The following is a 21,140-nucleotide window of genomic DNA, read 5'->3' as shown; positions in this document are numbered from 1 at the left end:
CGGGTTCTTTCTGCGGTGGATGGCGGAAGCCGCCGCCTCCGTCGACCGGGAAGCGGCCCGTCTCACCGAGCTCGACTCGGCCATCGGCGACGCCGACCACGGCAGCAACCTCCAGCGCGGCTTCGCGGCCGTCGTCAAGACGCTCGAAGCGGAGCCGCCGGGGACGCCGGGTGCCGTGCTGACGACGGCGGGACGGCAGCTGATCTCCACGGTGGGCGGCGCGTCCGGCCCGCTGTACGGAACGCTGCTGCGGCGTACGGGCAAGGAGCTCGGCGACGCGGACGGTGTCACCGTCGGCGAACTGCGCGCGGCGCTGCGCGCCGGGGTGGACGCGGTGGCCCAGCTGGGCGGTTCGGCGCCCGGTGACGCGACGATGCTGGACGCGCTCGACCCGGCGGTCGAGGCGCTGGCCACGTCCTTCCGGGCCGCCGCCGAGGCCGCCGGACAGGGGGCGGAGGCCACCGTTCCGCTCCAGGCGCGCAAGGGCCGCGCGAGTTACCTGGGCGAGCGCAGCATCGGTCACCAGGACCCGGGGGCGACCTCGTCGGCCCTGTTGTTCACCGCCCTGGCGGCGGTCGCGGACGAGGGGGAGGCGGCGTGAGCGGCGCGCACACCTCGTCCGAGGGGTATGTGGGCATCGTGCTGGTGTCGCACAGCGGGCCGGTGGCCGAGTCGGTGGCGCGGCTGGCCTCGGGCCTGGCGGGCGGCGGCGCCAAGGCTCCGGTGGCGGCCGCGGGCGGTACGCCGGACGGCGGTCTCGGGACCAGCGCGGAGCTGATCACGGAAGCGGCGCGGAAGGTGGACGGCGGTGCGGGCGTCGCCGTCCTGGTCGATCTGGGCAGCGCCGTACTGACCGTCAAGGCCCTGCTCGCCGAGGGCGACGAGCTGCCCGAGGGGACGCGGCTGGTGGACGCGCCGTTCGTCGAGGGCGCGGTGGCGGCCGTGGTCACCGCTTCGACCGGGGCCGGTCTGGACGCGGTGGCGGCTGCTGCCGGAGAGGCGTACTCCTATCGGAAGGAGTGAGGGGGGCGAGGGCGGGGGCGGCGGTGGTGGAGTGTTCCTTCACCGCAGTGCCGGTACCGCCAGCCCCGCCACGAGTACCGTCCCCGCCAGTACCCAGGCGACATAGTCGCCGATGTGCCCGGAGTGCAGCCGGCGTACCGGCGCTGCCCAGCGGGCGGGTTCGGCCGGGCCCTCGGGGCGGCGTACGGCCCACCAGGCCAGGGCGCAGGCGAGGGCGGCGGACAGCAGGCCGAGGGCCACGCCCGCCCAGGTCCAGTGCGGTCCCGGCATCGGTACGGGGGCGGCGGACGGGGTGTGGAGGACCGCGGCGGCATAACCGGCCCGGTCGAGGAAGGCGTCCGCGGCCCGGCCGACCGCGGCGTGCAGGCCCGGTACGACCCCCACGGCCAGCGCGCCCGCCAGCAGCGCGACCGGCACGGCCAGCATGGTGTCCGGGATGCGGCCCAGCTGTCCGGCGGTCTCCGGCTGTTCGTCCTTGCCGCTGGTCTCCTCCGCGCGGTCCGCCGCCTCGTCGGCCGCCGCCGGCCGTACGCCCAGGCCCAGGAAGACCCGTGCCACGGCGCGCAGCACCGCTCCCCCGGTGACCGCCGACACGATCACGAACACGGCGGCCGGCCAGCCGCCCGCCGCCTCCTCGGTGACCGCTTTGCCCAGGCCCGTACCGAACGGCGGCAGCCCGGCCAGCGCCAGCCCGCCCGCCGCGCAGACCACGCCGACCAGGGGCAGTTCTCTGCCGCGGCCGTGCAGTTCGCGTTCGTCGACGCTGCGGAAGCGGTCGAGGAGGATGCCCATGGCGGCGAAGAGCGCGGCCTTCACGCCGGCGTGTCCCAGGACGTACAGGGCCGTGCCGCCCGCGCCGTCCGGTGCCATGGTCGCCAGCCCGATCAGGAACAGGCCGGTGTGGGCGACGGTGGAGAACGCCAGCAGGCGTTTGAGGTGGCGCTGCTGCCAGCACATCAGCGCGCCGACGGCGGCGGTGAGCGTGCCGAGGGCGAGCAGCGTGCGGTGCGCGTCGGCGGTGGGGATGCCGCCGGGGCCCGCGAAGACGGTCCAGTAGACGCGGGCCGTGCCGTACACGCCCAGTTCGACCATGACGCCGGACAGCAGCATGCACACCGGGGTGGGCGCGACGGCGTGCGCGTCCGGGAGCCAGAAGTGGAAGGGGACCACGGCGGCCTTGACGAGCAGGCCGGTCAGGACGAGGACGAAGGCGGTCAGGACGAGGATGTCGGGGCCGTCGGCGGGGCCGGTGGACGGGCCCGTGGGCGGACCGGTGGCGGACGCGCCCGGGTGGGCGGCCAGCCGGGCGCCGATCTGGGCGAAGCCGAGTTCGCCGGTGCGCCCGTACAGCAGGCCGACGCCGAGCAGGGTGGCGTACCCGCCGAGGGAGTTGACGACGCCGAAGGTGAGCGCGCCCTGCACGGCGCGTGCCCCTTCGACGCGGTAGCCGGTGAGCGCGTAGGCGACGACGCCCATCAGCTCGAAGAAGACGAACGCGTTGAAGAGGTCGCCGGTGAGCGCGAAGCCGCACATGGCCGCCTGGAAGATCAGGACGAGGGCGGGGAAGGTGCCCGCCTGGCGGTGCGGCGGCTCGTCGAAGTACCGCCAGGAGTACGCGAGGACGGCGACGACCAGGAGCGAGGTGACGGCGGCCAGCCCGACGCCCATCCGGTCGCCGACCAGGACGATGCCGACGCCCGCGCCGCCGTGCGGGTGCCAGCCGCCCAGCCATTCGACGGCGCGCCCGCCCGGCCCGCCCGCCGACGCCCCGCGCAGCAGCACGGAGAAGGCGAGGGCGGTGGTGCCCGCCGCGAAGACGGTGCCCGCGATCTCGGCGGCCCGGCGCGGCATCCGGCGGCCCGCCGCCACCAGGAACGCGGCGCCCAGCAGCGGGGTGGCGACGATCAGCGGCAGGGTGGCGGCCGGGGTGAGGGTCATGCCCGCGGCGGCGGTGAGGGGGCCGGCCGCCGTCACCCGCGCAGCTCCGAGAGTTCGTCCGGGTCGACGGTCCCGTGCCGTTTGCCGACCTGGACGACGAGGGCCAGCAGCAGCGCGGTGACCGTCGCGCCCACCACCACGTCGGTGAGGGTCAGGGCCTGGACGACGGGATCGACGACGGGCCGGGTGCCGGGTTCCAGGTCGGAGAAGACCGGTGCGGTGCCGCCGTCGCGGTAGCCGACGGCGAGCAGCAGGACGTAGGTGGACGCCTGGCAGACGGCGAGGCAGCCGACGGCGTGGATGAGGTTGCGGCTGGTGGCCAGTCCGTAGCAGCCGATCAGGAAGATCCAGCCGGCGACGAGGTAGGGCAGCACGCTCATGTCGGCTTCTCCTCGGGGGGCGGGTTGCGGTGGTCGGGGTTCCGGTCGGAGGTGCTCGGTTCGTGGGGGTCAGGGCCGTCCGCATCCGGTTCGTCCGCGTCGACGATCTCCACCGCCTGGTCGAGGAAGGAGGCGAGCAGGACGACTACGCCCCCGGCGACCTCCACCCCGACGGCGGCGTTGAGCAGCGGTACGGTGCCGCCCGAGGAGAGCGTGCCGAAGGTGCCGTACGGGAGGACGTTGGCCAGGTAGGCGGTGCCGGCGATCAGGCCGGCGGCGCCCAGCAGCAGGTAGGCGGCCTCCCCTGCCGCGTCCGCCATCGCGTACAGGCCGACCGGTCTGATCCGTTCCAGCGCGCGGTAGTCCACGGCGATGTAGAGCAGGTGCAGGGCCGTCGCGACGACGACTCCGCCCTGGAAGCCGCCGCCGGGGCTGAGCTGGCCGTGGGCGATGACGTACAGGCCGATGAGCAGGGTCACCGGGAGGGCGATGAGCGCGTAGCGGCGTACGGGCGGGGCGACGCGCGCCGGTTCGGGCCGTACGCGGTGCTCGTCCCCGGTCTGGCGGAGCAGCACGACGGTGCCGAGCGCGGCGCAGAACAGGATCGATTCCTCGCCCAGGGTGTCGAACGCCCGCTGGTCGAAGTTGACCGCCGCGACGGCGTTGGAGGTGTGCCGGGCTAGGGCGGCCGCGACGGCCCGGACGCCGTAGGGGTGCCGGTCGCCGCCGAAGGCGGGCAGTTCCAGGCTCGCCGCGAACAGCAGGACGGCCAGGCCCAGGCCGCCGACGGCCAGCACCCACATCCGGGCGCGCCTGCTCATCGGCGCCCCTTCCGGTGCGGACTCCCCGGCCGGTCCCCGGCGTTGCGGTGGCTGCCGCCCTCCCGGCCCCTGCGCCGTACCTTCCGTACGGAGAGCAGCAGCATCAGCGGGGTGAGGGCGGACCCGACCGCGAGCTGGGACAGGGCCACGTCCGGCGCCTGGAGGACGGCGAAGAGGAGGGCGAGGCTGAGGCCGAGGAGGGCCAGTACGGTCGACTGCCGGACCGGGTCGCGGGCCAGTACGGCGGCGGTCGAGGACGCCGCGACGAGCGCCAGGGCCAGCACGATCAGTACGTCAGCCACCGGCCGCACCGCCCTGTTGCCCGGTGGTGTGCCGGGCGGACAGCGCGCGGGTGGACACGATGTTCCCGCCGATCAGCAGCGCCCCGATCACCAGGAGCTTGGCCATCGCCCGGCCCGGCCCGGTCGCCACGCACAGCGGCAGCACCACGAGCGGCACGCAGAGCGCGGCGAGCGGTGTCATGGCACGGCCGAGGGCGCGTGTGACGGGGTCGTCGGCCGGCCCCTCGGCCAGTTCGTCGGCGAGCAGCCGGGCGTAGACGAGGGTTCCGGCGGGGCCGAGGACCGCGAGGACGAGGGCGAGATCGACGTACGAGGGCCGCGCGTAGCCCTGCGCGAGGAGCAGCAGAACCAGGCAGCCGGCCAGCGTCGCGAGGTTCTGCGCCATGACGCGGCGCCGTACGGGGCCGCTCGCCGCGCCCCACACGGTGGGCGCGAAGCCGACGGCGAGCAGGAGCGCGGCGGCCGGCAGCCAGCCGTTCACCGCGGCCGCCCGCCGTGGCCGTCGCCCGCCGCGGCTCTGCGGGCGGCGCGGGCGGCGAACGCGCCGAGCAGCGCGGCCCCCGCGCCGATCAGGTACTCCAGCGTGTCCAGGCTGCTGACGAGCACCAGCCACAGGCCGGTCAGCACGGCCCACCAGACGGCTAGTTCGGCGGCCTTCGCGGCCGCGCCGGACGGCCTCACGGCACCGGACATCCCCTCACCTCCGGCCTCGCCCGTACCCGGCCGTCAGGCTCTCATGCGGCACTCACCGGCCGGACGAACCGCGCCGAAGGGGCCCTCCGGACGGTGCAGCCGCCGGCGGCGGGGCACGCCGGACGGGCCGGTCACCCCTGGCGGGCCCCGGCCACCAGCCCGTCGCCCGCCGCCACCTCGGGGTCGTCGCGGGCGGCGGCCAGCACCACGTCCAGCAGCCCGGGGAAACGCGCCTCCAGGTCCTCGCGCCGCAGGTGCATCACCAGGCGGCGGCCCTCGCGCCGCTGGTGGAGCACACCGCTCTCGCGCAGCACGCGCCAGTGGTGGCTGGCGGTGGACTTCGACACCTCGGGCAGCAGCTCGCCGCAGGAGCGCTCGGCCCCGTGGGCGAGACGGTGCACGATGCGCAGCCGGATCGGATGCGCGAACGCTTCCAGCACATCCGCGATGCGTAGTTCGGCGCGGTCGGGGTGACTCAGTACGGCCATGCTTCGAGCGTACGCGGAGGCACCGACACCCGGGCCGCGTCCCCGCCCCCTTCCCCGGCCCGCCCCATTGATTGCTACTGTTCTAGAACATACGAACTGACGCGTCGGCAGGTCGTTCGGAGCGCCCTGCCGCGCCCCTCTCACGAAGGAGTCCCCATGGCTCTCCACCAGGACAACTACTCCCTCGGCAAGCAGTTCCACGCCGCGCTCGTCACCGCCGACTGGGACGCGATCCGCTCCCTGCTGCACGAGGACGCGGTCTGGGAGCTGCCCGGCGACAACACGATCTCCGGCGCCGCGGAAGGCGCCGACGCGGTCGTCGAACGCGCCCGCAAGATCGCCGGGTACGGAGTGAACTTCATCCTGCTCCACATCCTCGTCAGCCGCCGCAACATGGCGCTCTCCCTGCACAACACCGCGCGGCGCGGGGACACGGTGCTGGACGAGCACCTGTCCACGGTGTGCACGGTGCGCGACGGCAAGATCGCGGCCATCGAGACCTATCTGTCCGACGTGGACGGCATGAACGCCTTCTTCGTCTGAGGTCTCCGGAGCCCCTGGGGGCCCGTCACGGGTGCGCCCGCGGCAGGACCAGCGCCGACGGGTGGTGCACGGTGATCTGCGTCGGCACCAGCCGGGCGGCCGTCGCCAGGGGCTCCCCCGTACCGGTGTTGCGGGCGAAGCGCGGGTGGGCGCCGCCGCTGACCTGGAGGCGGATGCGGTGCCCGGCGGCGAAGGAGTGGGCGGTGGGGCTCATGGCCACCGTCACCTCCGCCGGGCCGGGACCGGCCGTGGCGGGGTCCAGGCGGCGTATCCCGTCGCAGACGTTGACCGAGCGGCCCCGTTCGTCGACGTCGCAGAGCCGTACGAACACGTCGGCGTGCCCGGTGTCGGTGCCGACCCGCAGCTCCACGGTGACCGTGCCGAGCACGTCGGCCGGCTCGGTGAGCGGCGGGGTGGTGAAGGTCAGCACGTCGTCCCGGGCCTCCAGGGCGGCGTTGTCGCGGGGACCGGCCGTCCGGGACAGCAGGGGGCCGCCGAGCGACGGCGTCGGGGCGGCCGGGTCGTAGCGGAAGGACAGCGGCGGCGCCGCGGCCTCGGGGGCCCGGTCGTCCAGCCGGCCGTCACCCGTCAGGTACCAGCGGCGGTCCGTCGCGGCGGGCGGCCAGTCGGGCAGGTCGCGCCATTCCCGGCGGCCGCCCACGTGCACACGGGCCCGGTTCTCGCGCAGGCCGGACGGGTCGTCGCACAGGTGCGCCCGCAGCCAGGCGAGGCTCTCGGCGAAGACCTCGGGCCAGCCCTGCTGCATCGCGGAGTTGTGCGTCCAGGGGCCGACGAGCAGCGCGGTGTCGCAGCCGGCGCGGCGCAGCCGGTCGTACTGCTCCAGCGTCTGGTCGAGGCACACGTCGTACCAGCCGGTGATCAGGCCGGTCGGTACGGACGGATGCGCGGCCGCGGCGCCCGCGTCGGCGCCCCGCCAGTGGGCGTCGTCCGGGTCGGGCCGGGCCATCGCCTCGTCCAGGAACGGCACCCGGCCGCCCAGCCCGGGGACGTACGCCTCGCCGAGCGGCAGCGTACGGGTGATCGCGGGCAGGTGGCGCCGCAGGCGCAGCGCGGCCCGCACCATGGCCATGGCGCCGCGGCCGTAGTGCAGCCGCCCGACGGCGGAAACCAGGGCGTTCTCCAGGGCGAACGGGCCCGAGGGGTAGAAGAACCCGTGGATGTCGTGCAGCCCGACCTGGACGACCATCGCGCGCAGTTCCGGCGGCGGGTCGGCGGCGAGGGCCCACTGGGCGTAGCCGAGGGCGCTGGGCCCGATGGTCCCGAGGACACCGGTGAACCAGGGCTGTTCGCGCAGCCACGCGACGGCCGCCCGCCCGTCGGCGGCCTCGTGCTGCCACAGGGCGTACTCCCCGCCGGACCCGCCGGTGCCGCGGGCGCTCTGGAGGACGACGTGGAAGCCCTGCTCCGCGAAGGACAGGCCGAACATGGGCGCCCACGGGATGCCCCGGCCGTACGGGGAGCGGACCAGCAGCGTGGGGAAGTCGCCGTCGGCGCGGGGGAAGTAATGGTCGGTCAGCAGCGGGCTGCCGTCGGCGGCGGGCACCGCGAGGCCCCGCTCGCAGGCGACGACGTACTGCCGGGGCGGCATGCCGCGCCAGGTACGCCGTACGGCCCGGACGAGCAGGGGCGGCTTTCTGGCGGAGGTGCGGGCGGAAGGGTGGTGTGTCGCCGTCGTCACGGTGCCTCGATTCCTGGTGCGGACCGGCTCGTTCGCCGGCCGGACCGGCCCTGACCGGACCGGCCCGCGGCCGGGTCGGCCCTGGCCGGATTATTTCCCGTACGACGTACGACAATAGCGGATGGTTGGATGGACGCGGACAGCAGAGAGAGGTTGCCGTGACGCGTACAGGCACAGCAGGCCGTGCCACCGGGGTGGATCCCGAGGCGCTGTGGGCCCCGGCCGCACGTCCGCGCCGCGGGCGCCCGCCGGCCCACAGCCGGGCCGCGATCACCGCCGCGGCCGTCGCCCTCGCCGACGCCGAAGGGCTCGGCGCCGTCACGATGCGCGCGGTCGCGGCCCGGATCGGGGCCGGCACGATGTCGCTCTACAGCTATGTGCCCAACAAGGAGACGCTGCTGGAGCTGATGATCGACGAGGTCAGCGGCGGGCACCGGCTGACCGAGCCGTCCGGCGACTGGCGCGCGGACCTGCGCCGCCTCTGCCACGAGCAGCGCGCGATCATGCGGCGCCACCCCTGGCTGCCCGCCGCGCTGCCCGCGCGGCGGACGTTCGGGCCGAACACCCTCGCCGCCCTGGAGCACGCGCTCACCGTCCTGGCCCCCGCGGGCCTGGACGCCCGGGCCGGGCTGGAGGTCTTCAGCCTGCTCTCCGGCTTCGTGGCCAGTCACGTCACCCACGAACTCGCCCAGGAACAGGCCGCCGACAGCACCGGCCACGCCTTCCACGCCGCCCAGGCGCGTTACCTGCGCTCCCCCGCCGTCGCGGACACCTACCCGGCCGTCGCCCACGCCCTGGCGGAACCGGACGCCGCCGCCTCCCCCGACGCCACCTTCGACCGCCTCCTCGACCGCATGATCAACGGCCTCACGGGGACGGGGTGAGCAGGACGGGCCGAGCCGGACGGACGGAGCGGGAACAGGGCCGACGCCGTCCGTACGGGTTCGGTACGGACCGCACCGCGCCTGACATCCGGCGTGATCGCCCGACGCTACGATGCCCCGGCGGGCGGCCGCGCGGCCCCGCCCCGTACCGCCCCTCCTGCGGAAAGGCAGCCGACCCATGACCGCACACTCCACCGGGCCCGGTTCCGTCACGCCGCGAGGTCCTTGGCTCGGCCCGGGGGTCGTGGTGCTGAGCGGGATCCAGGCGGCCGGGAAGTCGACCGTGGCGCAAGCGCTCGCGGAGCGGCTGGAATGGTCGGTCCACCTGCGCGGGGACGTGTTCCGGCGGATGGTCGTGCGGGGGCGGGCGGAGATGACGCCGGACGCCGGTGAGGAGGCCCTCGGCCAACTGCGGCTGCGGCACCGGCTCACGGCGCTGTGCGCCGACCAGTACGCCCAGGCCGGGTTCACCGTGATCGCGCAGGACATCCTGCTCGGCGAGCACCTGACCGAGATGGCCGAGCACATCCGGACCCGCCCGCTCGCGGTGGTCGTGCTGGCTCCCGACGCGGCGGCGGTCGAGCGGCGGGAGGCGGCGCGGTCCAAGACGGCCTACGGGACGGAGTGGGGCGTGCGCGACCTGGACACCGCGCTGCGCGAGCACACCCCGCCGATCGGGCTGTGGCTGGACACCACGGAGCAGACCGTCGAGGAGACGGTGGACGAGATCCTCGCGCGCGCCTGGACGGAGGGTGCCGTCGCCTAGGCGACGGACGGTCCGGTCAGTACCCCTTGGGCGGCCGCGTCGGGTCGGCCTGCTGCACCCGCTCCGCGAAGTTCGAGCCGGAGGTGTTGACGCCGTAGCGGTCGCGGACGTAGCCGATGGTCGCGCTCATGCAGGCGACCACGTCGTACGGGGTCCGGGCCGTGCCGTCGAGGTGGTACGCCGCGAAGGTGGGCGGTATGCACTGGGTCGCGCCGCGCGAGCAGTTGCGCGGATGGCCGTCCGCCATGATCGGGCCCCAGGCGTTGCCGTCGGTGGTGTTCACCCGCCAGCGCGGGTGGTTGTACGCGGACTCCCGCCGCGCGATGGTGACCAGCGCCGGAACGCCGTACCGCGGGTCCATGCCGGTCAGTTCGCACGCCACCCGGGCGTACTCGCCCATGGCCGCCTTGCCCGACGCGTCGCCGGGGTCGTCGTACTCCACCTCGGAAAGCTCCACCGGCCCCCGCTCCCCTCCGCCCGGCACCCGCGTCGGCCCGTCGCCGGCCCTGCCCCCATGGTGCCCGTCCGCCCGGCGCGCGAACCGGCCCGCCGTCCCGTCCGCCGCGGCCCGGCCGCCGCTGCCGCGGCCGTCCGGAGCCGGTGCGGTCGCCGGTACGGGTGACCGGGCCGGTCTCGTTCGGCTGGGATGCCGGCGAGGCTCGTCCGACCGGGTGAAGCCCGCGCACGACGGCCCCCGGAGGTCACTAAGGTGCCCGCCATGACCACATCCCAGACCACCACCGGCACCCCCGCGAACAGTCCGCTGGGCACCCTCATGATGATCGGATGGAGCGGCGCCCACCCCGAGGACGGTCACGATGTGCCCTTCCTGCTCTCCTACTCCCTCGGGGACGGCAAGGACGGCCCGGAGGCCGGGTCGGAGGCCATGGGCAGGATGCTCGGCCAGGCCGGGCTGCTGGTCGGCGGCGAGCTCCAGGACGCCTCCCGCACGCCCAGCCTGCCGCTGACGCTGATCGTCGAGGCCGGACAGGCGGTGCTGACGATGCCGGTCTTCACCGCGCAGTGCCCGGTGCCGCCGGAGTGGCTGGCGGCGGCCGACCACCGCAAGCAGGTGTACGGCATGTTCGCCACCCGCCCGTGGCCCGAGGCCCGGCCGGGCGGGCCGGTCAGCGAGGACATGCTGCGGGCCTTCGCGGGCGACGAAGGCGTGATCAGGAGTTCCGCGCACTGTCTCATCCCCGTGCGCACCCTGCGGGGCTCCGGCTCCGCCGCGTCCTGACCCGCCGCGCCCGTCTCCTCGCCCGTACGGCCGCGCGCCATCCCGGATGCGGATCCGTCCCCCGGCGGTGACCCTGGAGACATGGGGGCGACAGTGGCGAGGAGGACGACTCATGTCCGTGATGGACAAGCTCAAGCAGATGCTGAAGGGCCACGAAGAGCAGGCCGGCAAGGGCATCGACAAGGGCGGCGACATGCTCGACGAGAAGACCCAGGGCAAGTACAGCGGCCAGGTCGACACCGCCCAGGACAAGCTCAGGCAGCAGTTCGGCAGCGATCAGGGCCGGGACCAGGACCAGCCGCCGCAGTCCTGAATCCTGATCACGTTCCGTCCCGGGCCGGACGCCGCCTGTCAGGGCGTCCGGCCCGGGACTGTTGTCACGCGCCGGTCCGCTTGTCAAGAGCGGGGACACGCCTTCACCCGTTCGAGGGACACAACCTTGCCTGATCGATTCTCCCCGGACGCATCCCGCTACCGTTTTTCCGCACCCCGGTCCCCGGTGCCAACAGCGAGAAGCCGCTCTGCGGCCTGCGCACCGGTGGGGGCGACATGGCGGGACGCACCGTCGATACGGCAATGCACACCTACACGGTCGGCGACCAGTTCGTGCTGGCGCTCCGGGGCGAGCTGGACCTCGCCCTGGCGCTGACCTTGCAGCCCGGCATCGGCGAGGCGCTGCCGCCCCGGCCGGGTACGGTCGTCGTCAATCTGTGCCAGGTCTCCTTCATGGACTGCAGCGGCCTGGCCCTGCTCTGCCGCCTCCGCGAGCGGGTGACCGACCGCGGCGGCCGGCTGGTGCTGCTGAGCCCGCGGCCCGTGGTCCGCCGTCTGCTGCGCCTGGCGCCGCTCGACGAGCGTTTCGTCGTGATCGACCGGCTGCTGCCGGCCCGCACGCTCGGCTGAGGCGGAGGCGACCGGACTCAGCCGAACGTCACCCCCTGCGCCAGCGGCATCGCGTCCGAGTAGTTCACGGTGTTCGTCGCCCGGCGCATGTACGCGCGCCAGGCGTCCGAGCCGGATTCGCGGCCGCCGCCGGTCTCCTTCTCACCGCCGAACGCGCCGCCGATCTCCGCGCCGGAGGTGCCGATGTTGACGTTGGCGATGCCGCAGTCGGAGCCGTCGGCGGCCAGGAAGCGTTCCGCCTCGCGCTGGTCGCGGGTGAAGATGCTGGACGACAGGCCCTGCGGGACGCCGTTGTGCAGCGCGACGGCTTCCTCGAAGGTGCGGTAGGTCAGGACGTAGAGGATGGGCGCGAAGGTCTCCGCGCGGACGATGCCGGTCTGCGCCGGCATCCGTACGACCGCCGGGCGCACATAGGCGGCGTCCGGTGCCCGGTCGGCGAGGAGGCGTTCGCCGCCGGTCAGCACGGTGCCGCCGTCGGCCCGGGCGGCGTCCAGGGCCTTGTCCATGGCCGCGTGGGCGGCCGGGCCGATCAGCGGGCCCACGAGGGTGGCCGCGTCGAAGGGGTTGCCGACCGGGAGCCGCCCGTAGGCGTGCACGACCTTCTCGGTCAGGCGGTCCGCGACGTCCTCGTGGACGATCAGCCGGCGCAGTGTCGTGCAGCGCTGGCCCGCGGTGCCGGCGGCGGAGAAGACGATGCCGCGCACGGCGAGGTCGAGGTCGGCGGACGGGGTGACCACCGCGGCGTTGTTGCCGCCGAGTTCAAGCAGGCAGCGGCCGAAGCGGGCGGCCACCCGCGGCGCCACCTCGCGCCCCATCCGCACCGATCCGGTGGCGCTGAGCAGCGCGACGCGCGGGTCGTCGGCGAGCAGCGCGCCGGTCTCCCGGCCGCCGAGGAGCAGCCGGTGCAGCGCGGCCGGCGCGCCCGTGTCGGCGATCGCGCGGGCCAGCAGGGCGTCGCAGGCCAGGGCGGTCAGCGGGGTTTGTTCGGAGGGCTTCCAGACGACCGGGTCGCCGCAGACCAGGGCCACGGCGGTGTTCCAGGACCAGACGGCGACGGGGAAGTTGAAGGCGGTGAGCACCCCGGCCACGCCGAGCGGGTGCCAGGTCTCCGCGAGGCGGTGGCCCGGGCGTTCGCAGGCCATGGTGCGCCCGTGGAGCTGCCGGGACAGCCCGACCGCGAAGTCGCACACGTCCGTCATCTCACGCACCTCGCCGAGTGCTTCGGAACGGATCTTGCCGGCCTCGACGGTGACCAGGTCCGCGAGGTCGCCCTGATGCTCCGTCAGGAGTTCGCCGAGCCGCTTGACCAGGGCGCCGCGCCGGGGCGCGGGGACCGTTCGCCACTCGCGGAACGCCGCTTCGGCGGCGGCGACGGCGGCATCGGCCTCGTCGGCGGTGGTGGCGGGCAGCCGGTACAGGACGCCGCCGGTGAGCGGCGTACGGGCGGTGATGCCGGTGCCTTCCGGAAAGGTGCCTTCCGGGGCGGTGCTCTCCGGAACGGTGCCGACGCCGCAGCGGCGGAGCCGGTCGGCTGCCAGGTCGCGGAGTTCCTCGGTGCTGGGAAGCTGGGCGGGGGTGCTCACGGCGGGGTGGCTCCTCGGTTCTCGGGGTGGTGGGGTGTGAGTGTTCCGGTACGCGGTGGTCAGGAGGGGCACAGGGTGCGGAGGGCGTCGTCCGCGCCCAGTGCCTCCAGGGCGCGCCGCAGTGACGCGTCCTGCTGGGCCGCGTAGATCTCGAAGGGGTCGTGCACGGGACGGCCGACGGCTTCGGAGAGCCGGTGTTCGTCGTACGGCGTACCGGCGCGCGCGGTGTCCCTCGTGCCCTGCTCCGCGAGGTTGGAGCGGAAGATGCCGGCGGCCGAGCGGGGCAGGAAGTCCTCGTAGACGATGGGGTGGGCGGTCAGCCAGCCCTGGTCCAGCAGCCCGGCCAGATCGGCGGGCGGGCGCCGCCGGTCGCGCGGGCGCGCCGGGGCCGGTTCGTACGTGAAGCAGCCGAGCCCTTCGGCGGCCAGCCGGTGTTCCGAGCGCGGGAAGCCGGCTTCCCACAGGGCGCGGGCCAGTTCCTGCCGGGTGGGGCCGCCGGGCCCCGACGCGGCGAGCCGCCGGTCCGTCTCGGCGGTGAGCGCGTCGTAACGGGCGCGGCCCGCGCGGGTGAGCGCGATGCCCCGCGCTTCGACCTCGCCGAACCGCACGCGCAGCGCGCCGGTGGTGATGCTGCCGTCCGGTTCGCGGAAGGCGCGGGTCTCGTCCAGTGCGCGGAACGAGGTCTGGCGCAGCAGGACGTCGGGCCCGTCCCAGCGGGGCGGCCCCTGGATCTCGTCGATCATGGTGATGCCGCGGTCCGCCATCCGGCGGTAGAGCGCGTCGATGTCCAGCACCCGCGGTGTGAGGTGGTTGATGTGGGTGCTGGTGACGCCGCCGATGTCGGCGGCGACGGCGGAGATCCGGGCGAGTTCGGTGTACCAGGCGCGGTCGACCGGTTCCGGGGACAGTTCGAAGGCGGCGACCGCCAGGGTCAGGAAGCGTTCCGCCGGCTCCGGCATGAGGCCCTGCTCGCGTTCGGCGCGCTCGGCGAGCGTGAGCAGCTCCGGCGGGAAGAGGGTGCGGCGGTCCAGGAAGGCCTCCAGCCGGGACTGGAGCGAGGCGTCGAAGAACCGGCGGTCGGCGGTGGTGAGCAGGGAGGTGAAGACGCGGAAGGGGTTGCGGGCCAGTTCCTCGGGCGCCACGGGCCGGAAGGCGGTGGAGACCACCGGTACCGCGCTGGTGGTGGCGTCCCGGAGGTCGTAGAAGCCCACCGGGCGCATGCCCAGGGCGGCGAAGATCTGCGCGGCCTGGCGCAGTTCGCGGGGCGTGCCGACGCGGATGGCGCCGTGCCGCTCCGCGGTGACCCGGGCCAGGGCACCGAGCCGCCCGGCGTCCGGGTCGCGGCGCGCCACCTCGTCGTTCACCTCGCCCGCCACTTCCAGGAGCGTGGTGTACGCGGGGACTTCGGCGCCGTACATGCCGGACAGCCGGCGGGCGAAGGCGGCGCGCAGCCGCCAGAGCGGGATCATGCGTCCTCCCGACGCGACGGGTGTTCAGATGATGTGGGCCTCCGGACGGGCACCCCCCGCGCTCCCCTCCTCTCCCGCCGGGCCGTCGAACCGGCTCGCCGCCAGCGGACCGATGTCGAGGAACGGTTCCCGCTCCAGATAGAGGTCGCGGACCAGCTCGCCCACGGCGGGTGCCTGGAGGAAGCCGTGGCCGGAGAAGCCGGTGGCGTACAGGAAGCGGCGCACGTCCGGGGCCTCGCCGATGAGGGCGTTGTTGTCGGGGGTGGTCTCGTAGAGCCCGGCCCAGCCGTGGCGGGCCGGGACGGCGGCCAGGGCGGGCGCCCGGCGCGCGACGGCCGCGCGGAAGGGCTCCAGCCACTCCCGGCTGAAGTCCCGGCCGAAGCCCGGCTTCTGGCGCGGGTCCGACAGGCCCAGCAGCAGCCCGTCCGCGCCGTCGTTGTGGAAGTAGGCGGTGGAGGCGAAGTCGAGGGTGAAGGGGATGCGGGGCGGCGGCGGGTTCAGCGGCCCGGTCAGGGCGATCTGGCGGCGCAGCGGGGTGACCGGCAGCCGTACGCCGGCCATCGCGCCGACCTGCTCCGACCAGGCGCCCGCGCAGCAGATCACCGCGCCGGTGCGCACGGTGCCGTACGGCGTCCGGACCGCGCCGAGGGCACCGCCGGAGGTGTCGACGGCGGTGACGGGGCAGTGCGTACGGACCGTGGCGCCGTGGTGGACGGCGGCGTGCAGATAGCCGCGTACGGCCGCCTCCGGAAGCGCGTAGCCGTCGGTGGGGCAGTACGCGGCGGCGGCGATGCGGTCCGGGTCCACGTACGGGCACAGCGCGGCGGCCTCGGCCGGGCGGACGATCCGGCTGGGGACCCCGAGCGCGTTCTGTGTCGCCACGCCTTCCTCGAAAAGGGCGAGTTCGGCGGCGTCTCCGAGCAGGAAGAGGTATCCGGCGCTCACGAAGCCGATGTCGGCGCCCGGTCGCACGGCGAACGCCCGCCACGCCTCCAGGCTGCGCCGCCCGATGCGGATGTTGAGCGGGTCGGAGAACTGGGCGCGGACGCCGCCGATGGGCTTGCCCGAGGAGCCGGCCGCGGGCCGTTCGCGCTCCAGCAGCAGGACACCGGGCACGCCGGCCTCCGCGAGGTGGAACGCGATGCTCGCGCCGATGATGCCACCGCCGATGATCACCACATCGGCGCGGTCGGGGACGGGGGGCGTACCGGGATCCGTGGACGTGCTGCGCTCCATGCGAGGCGCCTTCCGCCGGGGACGGGACGTGTGGTGCCGCTGGTCTCGATGGTGACGCTCATGGTCCGCCGCGTCCATGCGCCGTCCGCCCCGGCGGGTGCCGGATCACTGGCCGAGGTCGTCCACGAGCGTCGGCGACGGGTGGGGGATCTCGCCGAAGTCCTCGTCGTCGTCGGCGACGGTGAGGCGGTTGATGACGTTCTCCAGGACGGCGGGGAGAGTGGGGGCCAGGCCGCTGTGCCACTGGATGAGCAGGGCGTGCCGGGCGGCGTCCGGCAGCAGGTGCCGTCCGTCGCAGGCGGCGGGCGGCGGCGGTTCCTCGTCGGGCTCGTGGGCGGCCTGCGTGCGCCAGTAGGCGGCGTCGCGGAACTCGCCGTGCCGCCGGTGCGAGAGGTACAGGCAGTAGGCCGCGGTACGGCTGCCGCCGCCGGCGCCGAACCGCCACCAGAAGTCGGCGGCCTCGGTGCGCCCGGTGATGTGCAGCAGGCAGGCGAAGACCAGGGCGCCCTCGGGGTCGATCCGGTGGTCGTTGACCAGCCGGGCCAGGCTGTCCGCCGCCGCGGCGGCGTTGACGACCAGGGCGCAGGCCAGGTCCAGTTCGTGGGTGGCCTCGTCGTGGGCGCTCGGGTAGGCGGTGGGCGCCGGGGCGCCGGACCGGGACACGGCCGGGTACGCGGCACCGCTCTCCCCGTACGTGTCTGTGGCCAGCCGGTCGCGGGCCGCCTCGGTGTCGTAGGAGCCGTAGGACTCGGCGAGCACGTCGGCGGCGGCGGCCAGCAGGGATTCGACGGTGTCCGGGCCGGCCCGACGGGTGTGCGGCATGGTTCAGTTTCCCTTCGTGGGGCACGCGGCGATGCCCAGTGCGGCGGCGAGCCGGCGCTTGCCCCGGCTCGCGTGGGAGCGCACGGTGGCCTCGTCGACACCGAGCAGGGCGGCGATCTGGGCGTCGGAGTAGCCGACGACATGGCGCAGCACGATCACGTCGCACTGCCGTTCGGGCAGCCGGGAGATCGCCTCGTACAGACCCAGCTGGCTCTCCAGGAGCGCGAACTGCTGCTGGCACTCGCGCAGCAGGGCGCGGGTGACGACGGCGAACGCCGCGCTCTGCGTCAGCGCCGTGCCGCGCCCGTTCGCGCCGAGCCAGTCGACCACGGTCTCCTTGAGGACGGCCCAGGCGTAGGAGTCCACCGAGGACTGTTTGAGCGCGTACGGCCAGCACAGCCGTAATCTGCGGTAGGCGGCGCCGGTGACCTCCAGGGCCGCCTCCTCGCTGCCGGTGTGCAGGTGGGCGTAGGCCAGCCACTTGCGGTAATGCGTCTCGTGGAACGCCTCGAAGGCGACGGCCAGCCGCCGGCCGGCCTGCCGCAGCGGATCGCCGGCCGCGGGCGGCAGCCGGTCGCGGGTCATGGGCGCACCTGTACGCCGTGGCGCCGGGGGCCGAGGGAGCGGGCCGCGGCGGGCGACGGCAAGGGGCTGTCCCGGTACGTGCTCACGTGCGTTCCTCGTTCCGCTCGCCGCGGTCCGGGAGCCAGGCAGGCCCCGGCATCAGCGGGAGGGCGGGGGCCCTCTCTTCCAATGAACCGGAAAACCCGCCCCGTTGTGGCACCGTCGCCGAGAAAACTCGCGCCGGGTGTTCCCGCGGCCCCTCGGACGGCACCGTGGGAGCCGGGCGTACGCGCGCCCCGGCGCATGACCGCAAACGCGGCGGGTATGGTCCGACGGCGGCCCGGCAGCCGTACAGGGGAGGCGGAGCGGGATGAGCGACGAGCACGGCGAACCGGTGGTGGACCTGCAACTGGACCGGGCCCACTCGGCCCGCATCTACGACTACATGCTCGGCGGCAAGACCAACTTCCTCGCCGACCGCACCGCCGCGGGCAGCGTGCTCGCCGTCTTCCCCGCGGCGCTGGTCGCCGCCCGGATCAACCGGGAGTTCACCCACCGCTCGACGCGCGACCTCGCGCGCGCCGGCCTGCGCCAGTTCCTCGACATCGGTACGGGCATCCCCACCCCGCCCAACCTCCACGAGATCGCCCAGGGCGTCGCGCCGGACGCCCGCGTGGTCTACACGGACAACGACCCGATCGTGCTGGCCCACGCCGCGGCGCTGCTGCGCAGCACGCCGCAGGGGCGCACCGCCTACCTCCAGGCGGACGTCACCGACCCGGGCGCCATCCTCGGCGCGCCCGAGGTTCTCGGGACCCTGGACCTGGGCCGCCCGGTCGCGCTGAGCCTGAACGCGCTGATGCACTTCGTGCCCGACGGGGAGGGGAACCGGGCGCACGACGTGGTCGAGGAGCTCAAGGCCGCCCTGCCCAGTGGCAGCGCGCTGGCCATGAGCCACGCGACGGCCGACTTCTCCCCCGAGGCGATGGCCCGGATCTCGGACATCTACGCGGCGGCGGGCACGAGCGTGACCTACCGCACGAAGGCGGAGTTCGCGCGGTTCTTCGACGGCTGGGAGCTGTGGTGGCCCGGCATCGCCCTGCCGCACCAGTGGCGGCCCGACGACCCGGCCGACGCCACGCATGTGACGGACGCCGAGGCCGCCTGCTACGCGGCCGTGGCACGCAAGCCCTGACGCCCGGCCCGGCTACCCGGCGTTCCCCTTCCGGACCGTGAACGCGGGCGGCGGCTCCACGTCGTGGACGTGCGGGAGCGCGGCGATCAGTTCCGTGGTCATCGCGACGGTCGCGCCGAGGGCTTCGGGGACTTCCACGGCCTGCGCGGTGGTCTGGGCGGTGGCGGCGACCGAGCCCGCCAGCAGGGCCGTGGCGGCAATCTTCTTGATCATGCCCTGCACAACGACCGTCCCGGCACACGGGTCACCCCGCCGCCCGCACCGGTGTGCAGGCGGCGGGGTCCGACAGGGATCCGGCCCGGTCAGGTCCGCCGGTCGCCCTCGTCCTTCAGGGAGTCGCGCATTCCCTGGGCGTTCTTCTTGGCCTCGTCCATCGCGCCCTTGGCCTTGCCCTTGGCGCGGTCGGTCCTGCCCTCGCCCTTCAGCCGGTCGTCGCCGGTGGCCTTGCCCGCCATCTCCTTGGCCTTGCCCTTGACCTTGTCCACGGCGCTCTCGTCGCCCATGACCTGCTCCCTCGGTCCGGTTGGTGGGACAGCACCACGCTGCCGCAGCCGGTTGCCGGGCGCATCCGGAGGAGGCCACCGGTGTCCCGCCGCCCGTACGTCCCGGCCGGTCCCGCCCCCTTGCGGCGAGCCCGTCCCACCGCCGCCATTGACCTCCCGGGCGCCCGGCGCCAACGTGTTCCCCCGCCGGTTGCGTGTCCTGCCCCTTCTCGATCCCAAGGACGGCACTCATGCGAAGACGCAGTTTCGTCAGTGGCCTGGCGGGCACCGCCGCGGGCCTCGGCCTGGCCGGTGCGGCGCGCCCCGCGGCCGCCGCGCCCGCCTCCCCCGCGGCCGCCCCCGGCTGGTCGGCCGTCCCGGTGCCGGACGCGCGGCCGGGCGCCCGGCTGTACGGCGTCGCGGCGGCCGGGCCCGACCTCGCGTGGGCCGTCGGCGTGGAAGGGCTCGGCGGCAGCGGTGACGGGACCGCGGTCGCGCTGCGCTGGGACGGCACCGCCTGGACCCGTACGGACCTGGGCGCGCTCGCCTCCGCCGGACCGCTGACGGCGGTCACCGCGGCCGGTGACCGGACCGCCTGGGCGGTCGGCGCGGGCGGCCTGCTGCTGGCCTGGGACGGTACGGCCTGGCAGCGGACCCCGTACCCGGGCCAGGGCGGGGCCGGGACCACCGTCACGGACGTGGTGGCCACCGGCGACGGCCGGGCGTGGGCCGGCGGGCGGCACGACGGCCGCGCCGGACTGCTGCACTGGGACGGCCGCCGGTGGCGCTGGTGCGCCCCGCTGCCGGACGCGGATGCGCCCACTCCGGGGCACGTCCATGTCACTCCCGGCGGCGAGGTGTGGGTGTACGGCGAGGTCATCGCGCGCTGGGACGGCGCCTGGACCGTGCTGCCGCACACCCCCGGCGTCCGCTCGACCGTCTCCGGGCTGCTGCCGGTCGCCCACGACGACATCTGGCTCACCGGTTACGGCTACGGGGTCGGCGGCCCGCCCGGGAAGCCGCCCGGTGTCGTGCTGGAGCACTGGAACGGCACCGAGTGGACGTGGGTGAAGGCGCCGTACTCCGTCGGCCTGCTCAGTTCGGTCACCGGGGACGCGCTGGGCCGCCCCGACCGGATCACCGGCTGGGACTTCTGGGACCAGAAGCGCTCCCACTACCTGCGCTGGGACGGCGCCGCCTGGGTGAGCGAGCGCGGCCCCGAGATGCCGGAGACGGCCCTGATGACGGACCTGGCGCGGATCCCCGGCACAGCCGGTTACTGGTCGGTCGGCACCACGTCCTTCTACGCGGGCACCACGGCCCGGATGCACATCGAACGCCACGGGTGAGAGCCCTTCCCGGCCCCGGACGGACGGGACGGGCGGCGTATTGCCGCCGTTCACCCGTTCGCCCGTTCCGGATCGCAGCGCGTGCCCGGGGCTCCTAGCGTCCGTACGACGGAGTGTCCCCCTCCTGCGCGACCCGCGGCCGAAGGAGTTCGACATGCGCCGGCTCATCGCCGTACCGACCGCACTGCTCGCCCTCGCCGTCGCCGGGTGCGCCGGCGGCGGCCCGGACGAACCCGCGGAGTCCTCCGCCGCCGCCGGCTCCGCGCCGGGCGCGAGCCCCACGAAGAGCCTGAAAGGGAGCCCGTCCGGGGACCCGGGCGCCGGCGGTGGCGCGAGCCCGTCCGGGCCGGGCGGGACCGGCTCTCCCGTACCGGGCCAGCCGCTGGACTGCGGGGCGCTGCCGGACGCGATGGGCGAGGGCCTGACCGCGCGGCTCTTCTCCGGCCCCGGCGCCGGGCCGACCGCGGGCTGCGCGGAGGCCCGCGGCGTGATGACGGAGTTCTTCCGCAAGGCCACCGCGGACCAGCCGGCCCTGACGGTGCGCGGCTGGGAGTGCCAGTACGAGAACGGGCCCACCGGCACCTGGCTGAGCAGCTGCCGCAAGGACGGCGGCCGGCAGCAGATGCACACCGAGGAGGCGGGCCGGTCCGCGTCCCCGGACGACCCCGGACAGTCCGAGGCGCCGGAGGGGCCCGGGCTGCCCGGCGAGGAATCGCAGACCTCGATCCGCCTCCCGTGGGCGCACGTGTGACGGCCGTCC

At 74.9% G+C, this 21,140-nt stretch carries 27 protein-coding genes; 11 read left to right on the top strand and 16 right to left on the bottom strand.

What is annotated here, in order from left to right; genetic code table 11:
- Positions 1 to 19 precede the first annotated feature (19 nt).
- Positions 20 to 601, top strand: coding sequence for a dihydroxyacetone kinase subunit DhaL (gene dhaL, locus CP973_RS15785; RefSeq protein ID WP_150243647.1), 582 nt, complete (start codon positions 20 to 22; stop codon positions 599 to 601).
- Positions 598 to 1,023 (top strand): PTS-dependent dihydroxyacetone kinase phosphotransferase subunit DhaM, encoded by a 426-nt coding sequence (locus CP973_RS15780; RefSeq protein WP_150241199.1) that lies wholly within the window; start codon positions 598 to 600, stop codon positions 1,021 to 1,023. The genes dhaL and CP973_RS15780 overlap by 4 nt, the downstream gene beginning before the upstream one ends.
- A gap of 39 nt (positions 1,024 to 1,062) precedes the next feature.
- On the opposite strand, the gene CP973_RS15775 is transcribed toward CP973_RS15780, so the two are convergent.
- From CP973_RS15775 to CP973_RS15745, 7 genes are all read right to left on the bottom strand, one after another.
- On the bottom strand, positions 1,063 to 2,961 hold the full coding sequence (locus CP973_RS15775; RefSeq protein ID WP_150243645.1) for a complex I subunit 5 family protein: 1,899 nt from the start codon (positions 2,959 to 2,961) through the stop codon (positions 1,063 to 1,065).
- Positions 2,962 to 2,993: 32 nt separating this feature from the next.
- Positions 2,994 to 3,341, bottom strand: coding sequence for a sodium:proton antiporter (locus tag CP973_RS15770; protein WP_150241198.1), 348 nt, complete (start codon positions 3,339 to 3,341; stop codon positions 2,994 to 2,996).
- The gene (locus tag CP973_RS15765; protein ID WP_150241196.1) at positions 3,338 to 4,162 is read right to left on the bottom strand and encodes an MnhB domain-containing protein; all 825 of its coding nucleotides are present in this window, start codon (positions 4,160 to 4,162) and stop codon (positions 3,338 to 3,340) included. Before CP973_RS15765 ends, CP973_RS15770 begins: the two co-directional genes overlap by 4 nt.
- Positions 4,159 to 4,464 (bottom strand): Na(+)/H(+) antiporter subunit B, encoded by a 306-nt coding sequence (locus CP973_RS15760; RefSeq protein WP_150241194.1) that lies wholly within the window; start codon positions 4,462 to 4,464, stop codon positions 4,159 to 4,161. The genes CP973_RS15765 and CP973_RS15760 overlap by 4 nt, the downstream gene beginning before the upstream one ends.
- Positions 4,457 to 4,945 (bottom strand): MrpF/PhaF family protein, encoded by a 489-nt coding sequence (locus CP973_RS15755; protein ID WP_150241192.1) that lies wholly within the window; start codon positions 4,943 to 4,945, stop codon positions 4,457 to 4,459. Before CP973_RS15755 ends, CP973_RS15760 begins: the two co-directional genes overlap by 8 nt.
- The gene (locus CP973_RS15750; RefSeq protein ID WP_150241190.1) at positions 4,942 to 5,157 is read right to left on the bottom strand and encodes a hypothetical protein; all 216 of its coding nucleotides are present in this window, start codon (positions 5,155 to 5,157) and stop codon (positions 4,942 to 4,944) included. The genes CP973_RS15755 and CP973_RS15750 overlap by 4 nt, the downstream gene beginning before the upstream one ends.
- 131 nt (positions 5,158 to 5,288) lie before the next feature.
- The gene (locus tag CP973_RS15745) at positions 5,289 to 5,645 is read right to left on the bottom strand and encodes an ArsR/SmtB family transcription factor (RefSeq protein ID WP_150241188.1); all 357 of its coding nucleotides are present in this window, start codon (positions 5,643 to 5,645) and stop codon (positions 5,289 to 5,291) included.
- 156 nt (positions 5,646 to 5,801) lie between these two features.
- Between CP973_RS15745 and CP973_RS15740 the strand changes: the two genes are divergently transcribed.
- Entirely contained in the window at positions 5,802 to 6,188 is a 387-nt protein-coding gene (locus tag CP973_RS15740) for a nuclear transport factor 2 family protein (protein WP_150241186.1), read from the top strand.
- 25 nt (positions 6,189 to 6,213) lie between these two features.
- Here CP973_RS15740 and CP973_RS15735 read toward each other — a convergent pair whose 3' ends face one another.
- The gene (locus tag CP973_RS15735) at positions 6,214 to 7,887 is read right to left on the bottom strand and encodes a CocE/NonD family hydrolase (RefSeq protein ID WP_150241184.1); all 1,674 of its coding nucleotides are present in this window, start codon (positions 7,885 to 7,887) and stop codon (positions 6,214 to 6,216) included.
- A gap of 158 nt (positions 7,888 to 8,045) precedes the next feature.
- Here CP973_RS15735 and CP973_RS15730 point away from each other — a divergent pair, with 158 nt between their 5' ends.
- Positions 8,046 to 8,771: a TetR/AcrR family transcriptional regulator C-terminal domain-containing protein gene (locus CP973_RS15730; RefSeq protein ID WP_425281970.1), complete on the top strand. Its 726-nt coding sequence runs from the start codon at positions 8,046 to 8,048 to the stop codon at positions 8,769 to 8,771.
- Between the two features lie 178 nt (positions 8,772 to 8,949).
- The gene (locus tag CP973_RS15725; RefSeq protein ID WP_244409513.1) at positions 8,950 to 9,537 is read left to right on the top strand and encodes an AAA family ATPase; all 588 of its coding nucleotides are present in this window, start codon (positions 8,950 to 8,952) and stop codon (positions 9,535 to 9,537) included.
- A 16-nt stretch (positions 9,538 to 9,553) separates the two neighbouring features.
- On the opposite strand, the gene CP973_RS15720 is transcribed toward CP973_RS15725, so the two are convergent.
- Positions 9,554 to 9,994 (bottom strand): lysozyme family protein, encoded by a 441-nt coding sequence (locus CP973_RS15720; protein WP_150241183.1) that lies wholly within the window; start codon positions 9,992 to 9,994, stop codon positions 9,554 to 9,556.
- Positions 9,995 to 10,255: 261 nt separating this feature from the next.
- Here CP973_RS15720 and CP973_RS15715 point away from each other — a divergent pair, with 261 nt between their 5' ends.
- From CP973_RS15715 to CP973_RS15705, 3 genes are all read left to right on the top strand, one after another.
- The gene (locus CP973_RS15715; protein ID WP_150241180.1) at positions 10,256 to 10,777 is read left to right on the top strand and encodes a DUF5949 family protein; all 522 of its coding nucleotides are present in this window, start codon (positions 10,256 to 10,258) and stop codon (positions 10,775 to 10,777) included.
- Positions 10,778 to 10,889: 112 nt separating this feature from the next.
- Positions 10,890 to 11,090, top strand: coding sequence for an antitoxin (locus tag CP973_RS15710; protein WP_150241178.1), 201 nt, complete (start codon positions 10,890 to 10,892; stop codon positions 11,088 to 11,090).
- A gap of 236 nt (positions 11,091 to 11,326) precedes the next feature.
- Entirely contained in the window at positions 11,327 to 11,680 is a 354-nt protein-coding gene (locus CP973_RS15705) for an STAS domain-containing protein (RefSeq protein WP_150241176.1), read from the top strand.
- A gap of 17 nt (positions 11,681 to 11,697) precedes the next feature.
- Here the strand turns inward: CP973_RS15705 and amaB are convergent, their stop codons facing one another.
- The 5 genes from amaB to CP973_RS15680 form a co-directional block, all read right to left on the bottom strand.
- Positions 11,698 to 13,263, bottom strand: coding sequence for an L-piperidine-6-carboxylate dehydrogenase (gene amaB, locus CP973_RS15700; RefSeq protein ID WP_150241174.1), 1,566 nt, complete (start codon positions 13,261 to 13,263; stop codon positions 11,698 to 11,700).
- Between the two features lie 59 nt (positions 13,264 to 13,322).
- Positions 13,323 to 14,732 carry a 2-oxoadipate dioxygenase/decarboxylase gene (gene hglS, locus CP973_RS15695; protein ID WP_150241172.1) on the bottom strand — a complete coding sequence of 470 codons (1,410 nt, stop codon included), beginning with the start codon at positions 14,730 to 14,732 and terminating at the stop codon, positions 13,323 to 13,325.
- A 24-nt stretch (positions 14,733 to 14,756) separates the two neighbouring features.
- Complete coding sequence (locus tag CP973_RS15690; protein ID WP_150241170.1) at positions 14,757 to 15,968, bottom strand: NAD(P)/FAD-dependent oxidoreductase; 1,212 nt, start codon at positions 15,966 to 15,968, stop codon at positions 14,757 to 14,759.
- A 105-nt stretch (positions 15,969 to 16,073) separates the two neighbouring features.
- On the bottom strand, positions 16,074 to 16,790 hold the full coding sequence (locus CP973_RS15685; RefSeq protein WP_150241168.1) for a hypothetical protein: 717 nt from the start codon (positions 16,788 to 16,790) through the stop codon (positions 16,074 to 16,076).
- Positions 16,791 to 16,793: 3 nt separating this feature from the next.
- On the bottom strand, positions 16,794 to 17,375 hold the full coding sequence (locus tag CP973_RS15680) for an RNA polymerase sigma factor (protein ID WP_150241166.1): 582 nt from the start codon (positions 17,373 to 17,375) through the stop codon (positions 16,794 to 16,796).
- 349 nt (positions 17,376 to 17,724) lie between these two features.
- Between CP973_RS15680 and CP973_RS15675 the strand changes: the two genes are divergently transcribed.
- Positions 17,725 to 18,549: an SAM-dependent methyltransferase gene (locus CP973_RS15675; protein ID WP_150241164.1), complete on the top strand. Its 825-nt coding sequence runs from the start codon at positions 17,725 to 17,727 to the stop codon at positions 18,547 to 18,549.
- A gap of 12 nt (positions 18,550 to 18,561) precedes the next feature.
- Here the strand turns inward: CP973_RS15675 and CP973_RS15670 are convergent, their stop codons facing one another.
- Both CP973_RS15670 and CP973_RS15665 read right to left on the bottom strand, forming a co-directional pair.
- Positions 18,562 to 18,762, bottom strand: a complete 201-nt coding sequence (locus tag CP973_RS15670; protein WP_150241163.1) for a hypothetical protein — start codon at positions 18,760 to 18,762, stop codon at positions 18,562 to 18,564.
- 89 nt (positions 18,763 to 18,851) lie between these two features.
- The gene (locus tag CP973_RS15665) at positions 18,852 to 19,052 is read right to left on the bottom strand and encodes a CsbD family protein (protein ID WP_150241161.1); all 201 of its coding nucleotides are present in this window, start codon (positions 19,050 to 19,052) and stop codon (positions 18,852 to 18,854) included.
- A 230-nt stretch (positions 19,053 to 19,282) separates the two neighbouring features.
- Here CP973_RS15665 and CP973_RS15660 point away from each other — a divergent pair, with 230 nt between their 5' ends.
- Both CP973_RS15660 and CP973_RS15655 read left to right on the top strand, forming a co-directional pair.
- Positions 19,283 to 20,380, top strand: coding sequence for a ligand-binding sensor domain-containing protein (locus CP973_RS15660; protein WP_150241159.1), 1,098 nt, complete (start codon positions 19,283 to 19,285; stop codon positions 20,378 to 20,380).
- Between the two features lie 154 nt (positions 20,381 to 20,534).
- Positions 20,535 to 21,131 (top strand): hypothetical protein, encoded by a 597-nt coding sequence (locus CP973_RS15655; protein WP_150241157.1) that lies wholly within the window; start codon positions 20,535 to 20,537, stop codon positions 21,129 to 21,131.
- Positions 21,132 to 21,140 lie beyond the last annotated feature (9 nt).

Source organism: Streptomyces albofaciens JCM 4342 (assembly GCF_008634025.1).
GTDB classification, from domain to species: Bacteria; Actinomycetota; Actinomycetes; order Streptomycetales; family Streptomycetaceae; genus Streptomyces; species Streptomyces albofaciens.
This window is presented reverse-complemented; position numbering and strand designations above follow the sequence as displayed.

Coding starts and splice junctions, on each gene's coding strand:
- CP973_RS15680 (WP_150241166.1), bottom strand. CDS start 17,375: ATGACCCGCGACCGGCTGCCGCCCGCGGCCGGCGATCCGCTGCGGCAG.
- hglS (WP_150241172.1), bottom strand. CDS start 14,732: ATGATCCCGCTCTGGCGGCTGCGCGCCGCCTTCGCCCGCCGGCTGTCC.
- CP973_RS15745 (WP_150241188.1), bottom strand. CDS start 5,645: ATGGCCGTACTGAGTCACCCCGACCGCGCCGAACTACGCATCGCGGAT.
- CP973_RS15750 (WP_150241190.1), bottom strand. CDS start 5,157: ATGTCCGGTGCCGTGAGGCCGTCCGGCGCGGCCGCGAAGGCCGCCGAA.
- CP973_RS15665 (WP_150241161.1), bottom strand. CDS start 19,052: ATGGGCGACGAGAGCGCCGTGGACAAGGTCAAGGGCAAGGCCAAGGAG.
- CP973_RS15660 (WP_150241159.1), top strand. CDS start 19,283: ATGCGAAGACGCAGTTTCGTCAGTGGCCTGGCGGGCACCGCCGCGGGC.
- CP973_RS15715 (WP_150241180.1), top strand. CDS start 10,256: ATGACCACATCCCAGACCACCACCGGCACCCCCGCGAACAGTCCGCTG.
- CP973_RS15675 (WP_150241164.1), top strand. CDS start 17,725: ATGAGCGACGAGCACGGCGAACCGGTGGTGGACCTGCAACTGGACCGG.
- CP973_RS15775 (WP_150243645.1), bottom strand. CDS start 2,961: ATGACCCTCACCCCGGCCGCCACCCTGCCGCTGATCGTCGCCACCCCG.
- CP973_RS15770 (WP_150241198.1), bottom strand. CDS start 3,341: ATGAGCGTGCTGCCCTACCTCGTCGCCGGCTGGATCTTCCTGATCGGC.
- CP973_RS15705 (WP_150241176.1), top strand. CDS start 11,327: ATGGCGGGACGCACCGTCGATACGGCAATGCACACCTACACGGTCGGC.
- CP973_RS15765 (WP_150241196.1), bottom strand. CDS start 4,162: ATGAGCAGGCGCGCCCGGATGTGGGTGCTGGCCGTCGGCGGCCTGGGC.
- CP973_RS15655 (WP_150241157.1), top strand. CDS start 20,535: ATGCGCCGGCTCATCGCCGTACCGACCGCACTGCTCGCCCTCGCCGTC.
- dhaL (WP_150243647.1), top strand. CDS start 20: ATGGCGGAAGCCGCCGCCTCCGTCGACCGGGAAGCGGCCCGTCTCACC.
- CP973_RS15740 (WP_150241186.1), top strand. CDS start 5,802: ATGGCTCTCCACCAGGACAACTACTCCCTCGGCAAGCAGTTCCACGCC.
- CP973_RS15710 (WP_150241178.1), top strand. CDS start 10,890: ATGTCCGTGATGGACAAGCTCAAGCAGATGCTGAAGGGCCACGAAGAG.
- CP973_RS15725 (WP_244409513.1), top strand. CDS start 8,950: ATGACCGCACACTCCACCGGGCCCGGTTCCGTCACGCCGCGAGGTCCT.
- CP973_RS15685 (WP_150241168.1), bottom strand. CDS start 16,790: ATGCCGCACACCCGTCGGGCCGGCCCGGACACCGTCGAATCCCTGCTG.
- CP973_RS15690 (WP_150241170.1), bottom strand. CDS start 15,968: ATGGAGCGCAGCACGTCCACGGATCCCGGTACGCCCCCCGTCCCCGAC.
- CP973_RS15670 (WP_150241163.1), bottom strand. CDS start 18,762: ATGATCAAGAAGATTGCCGCCACGGCCCTGCTGGCGGGCTCGGTCGCC.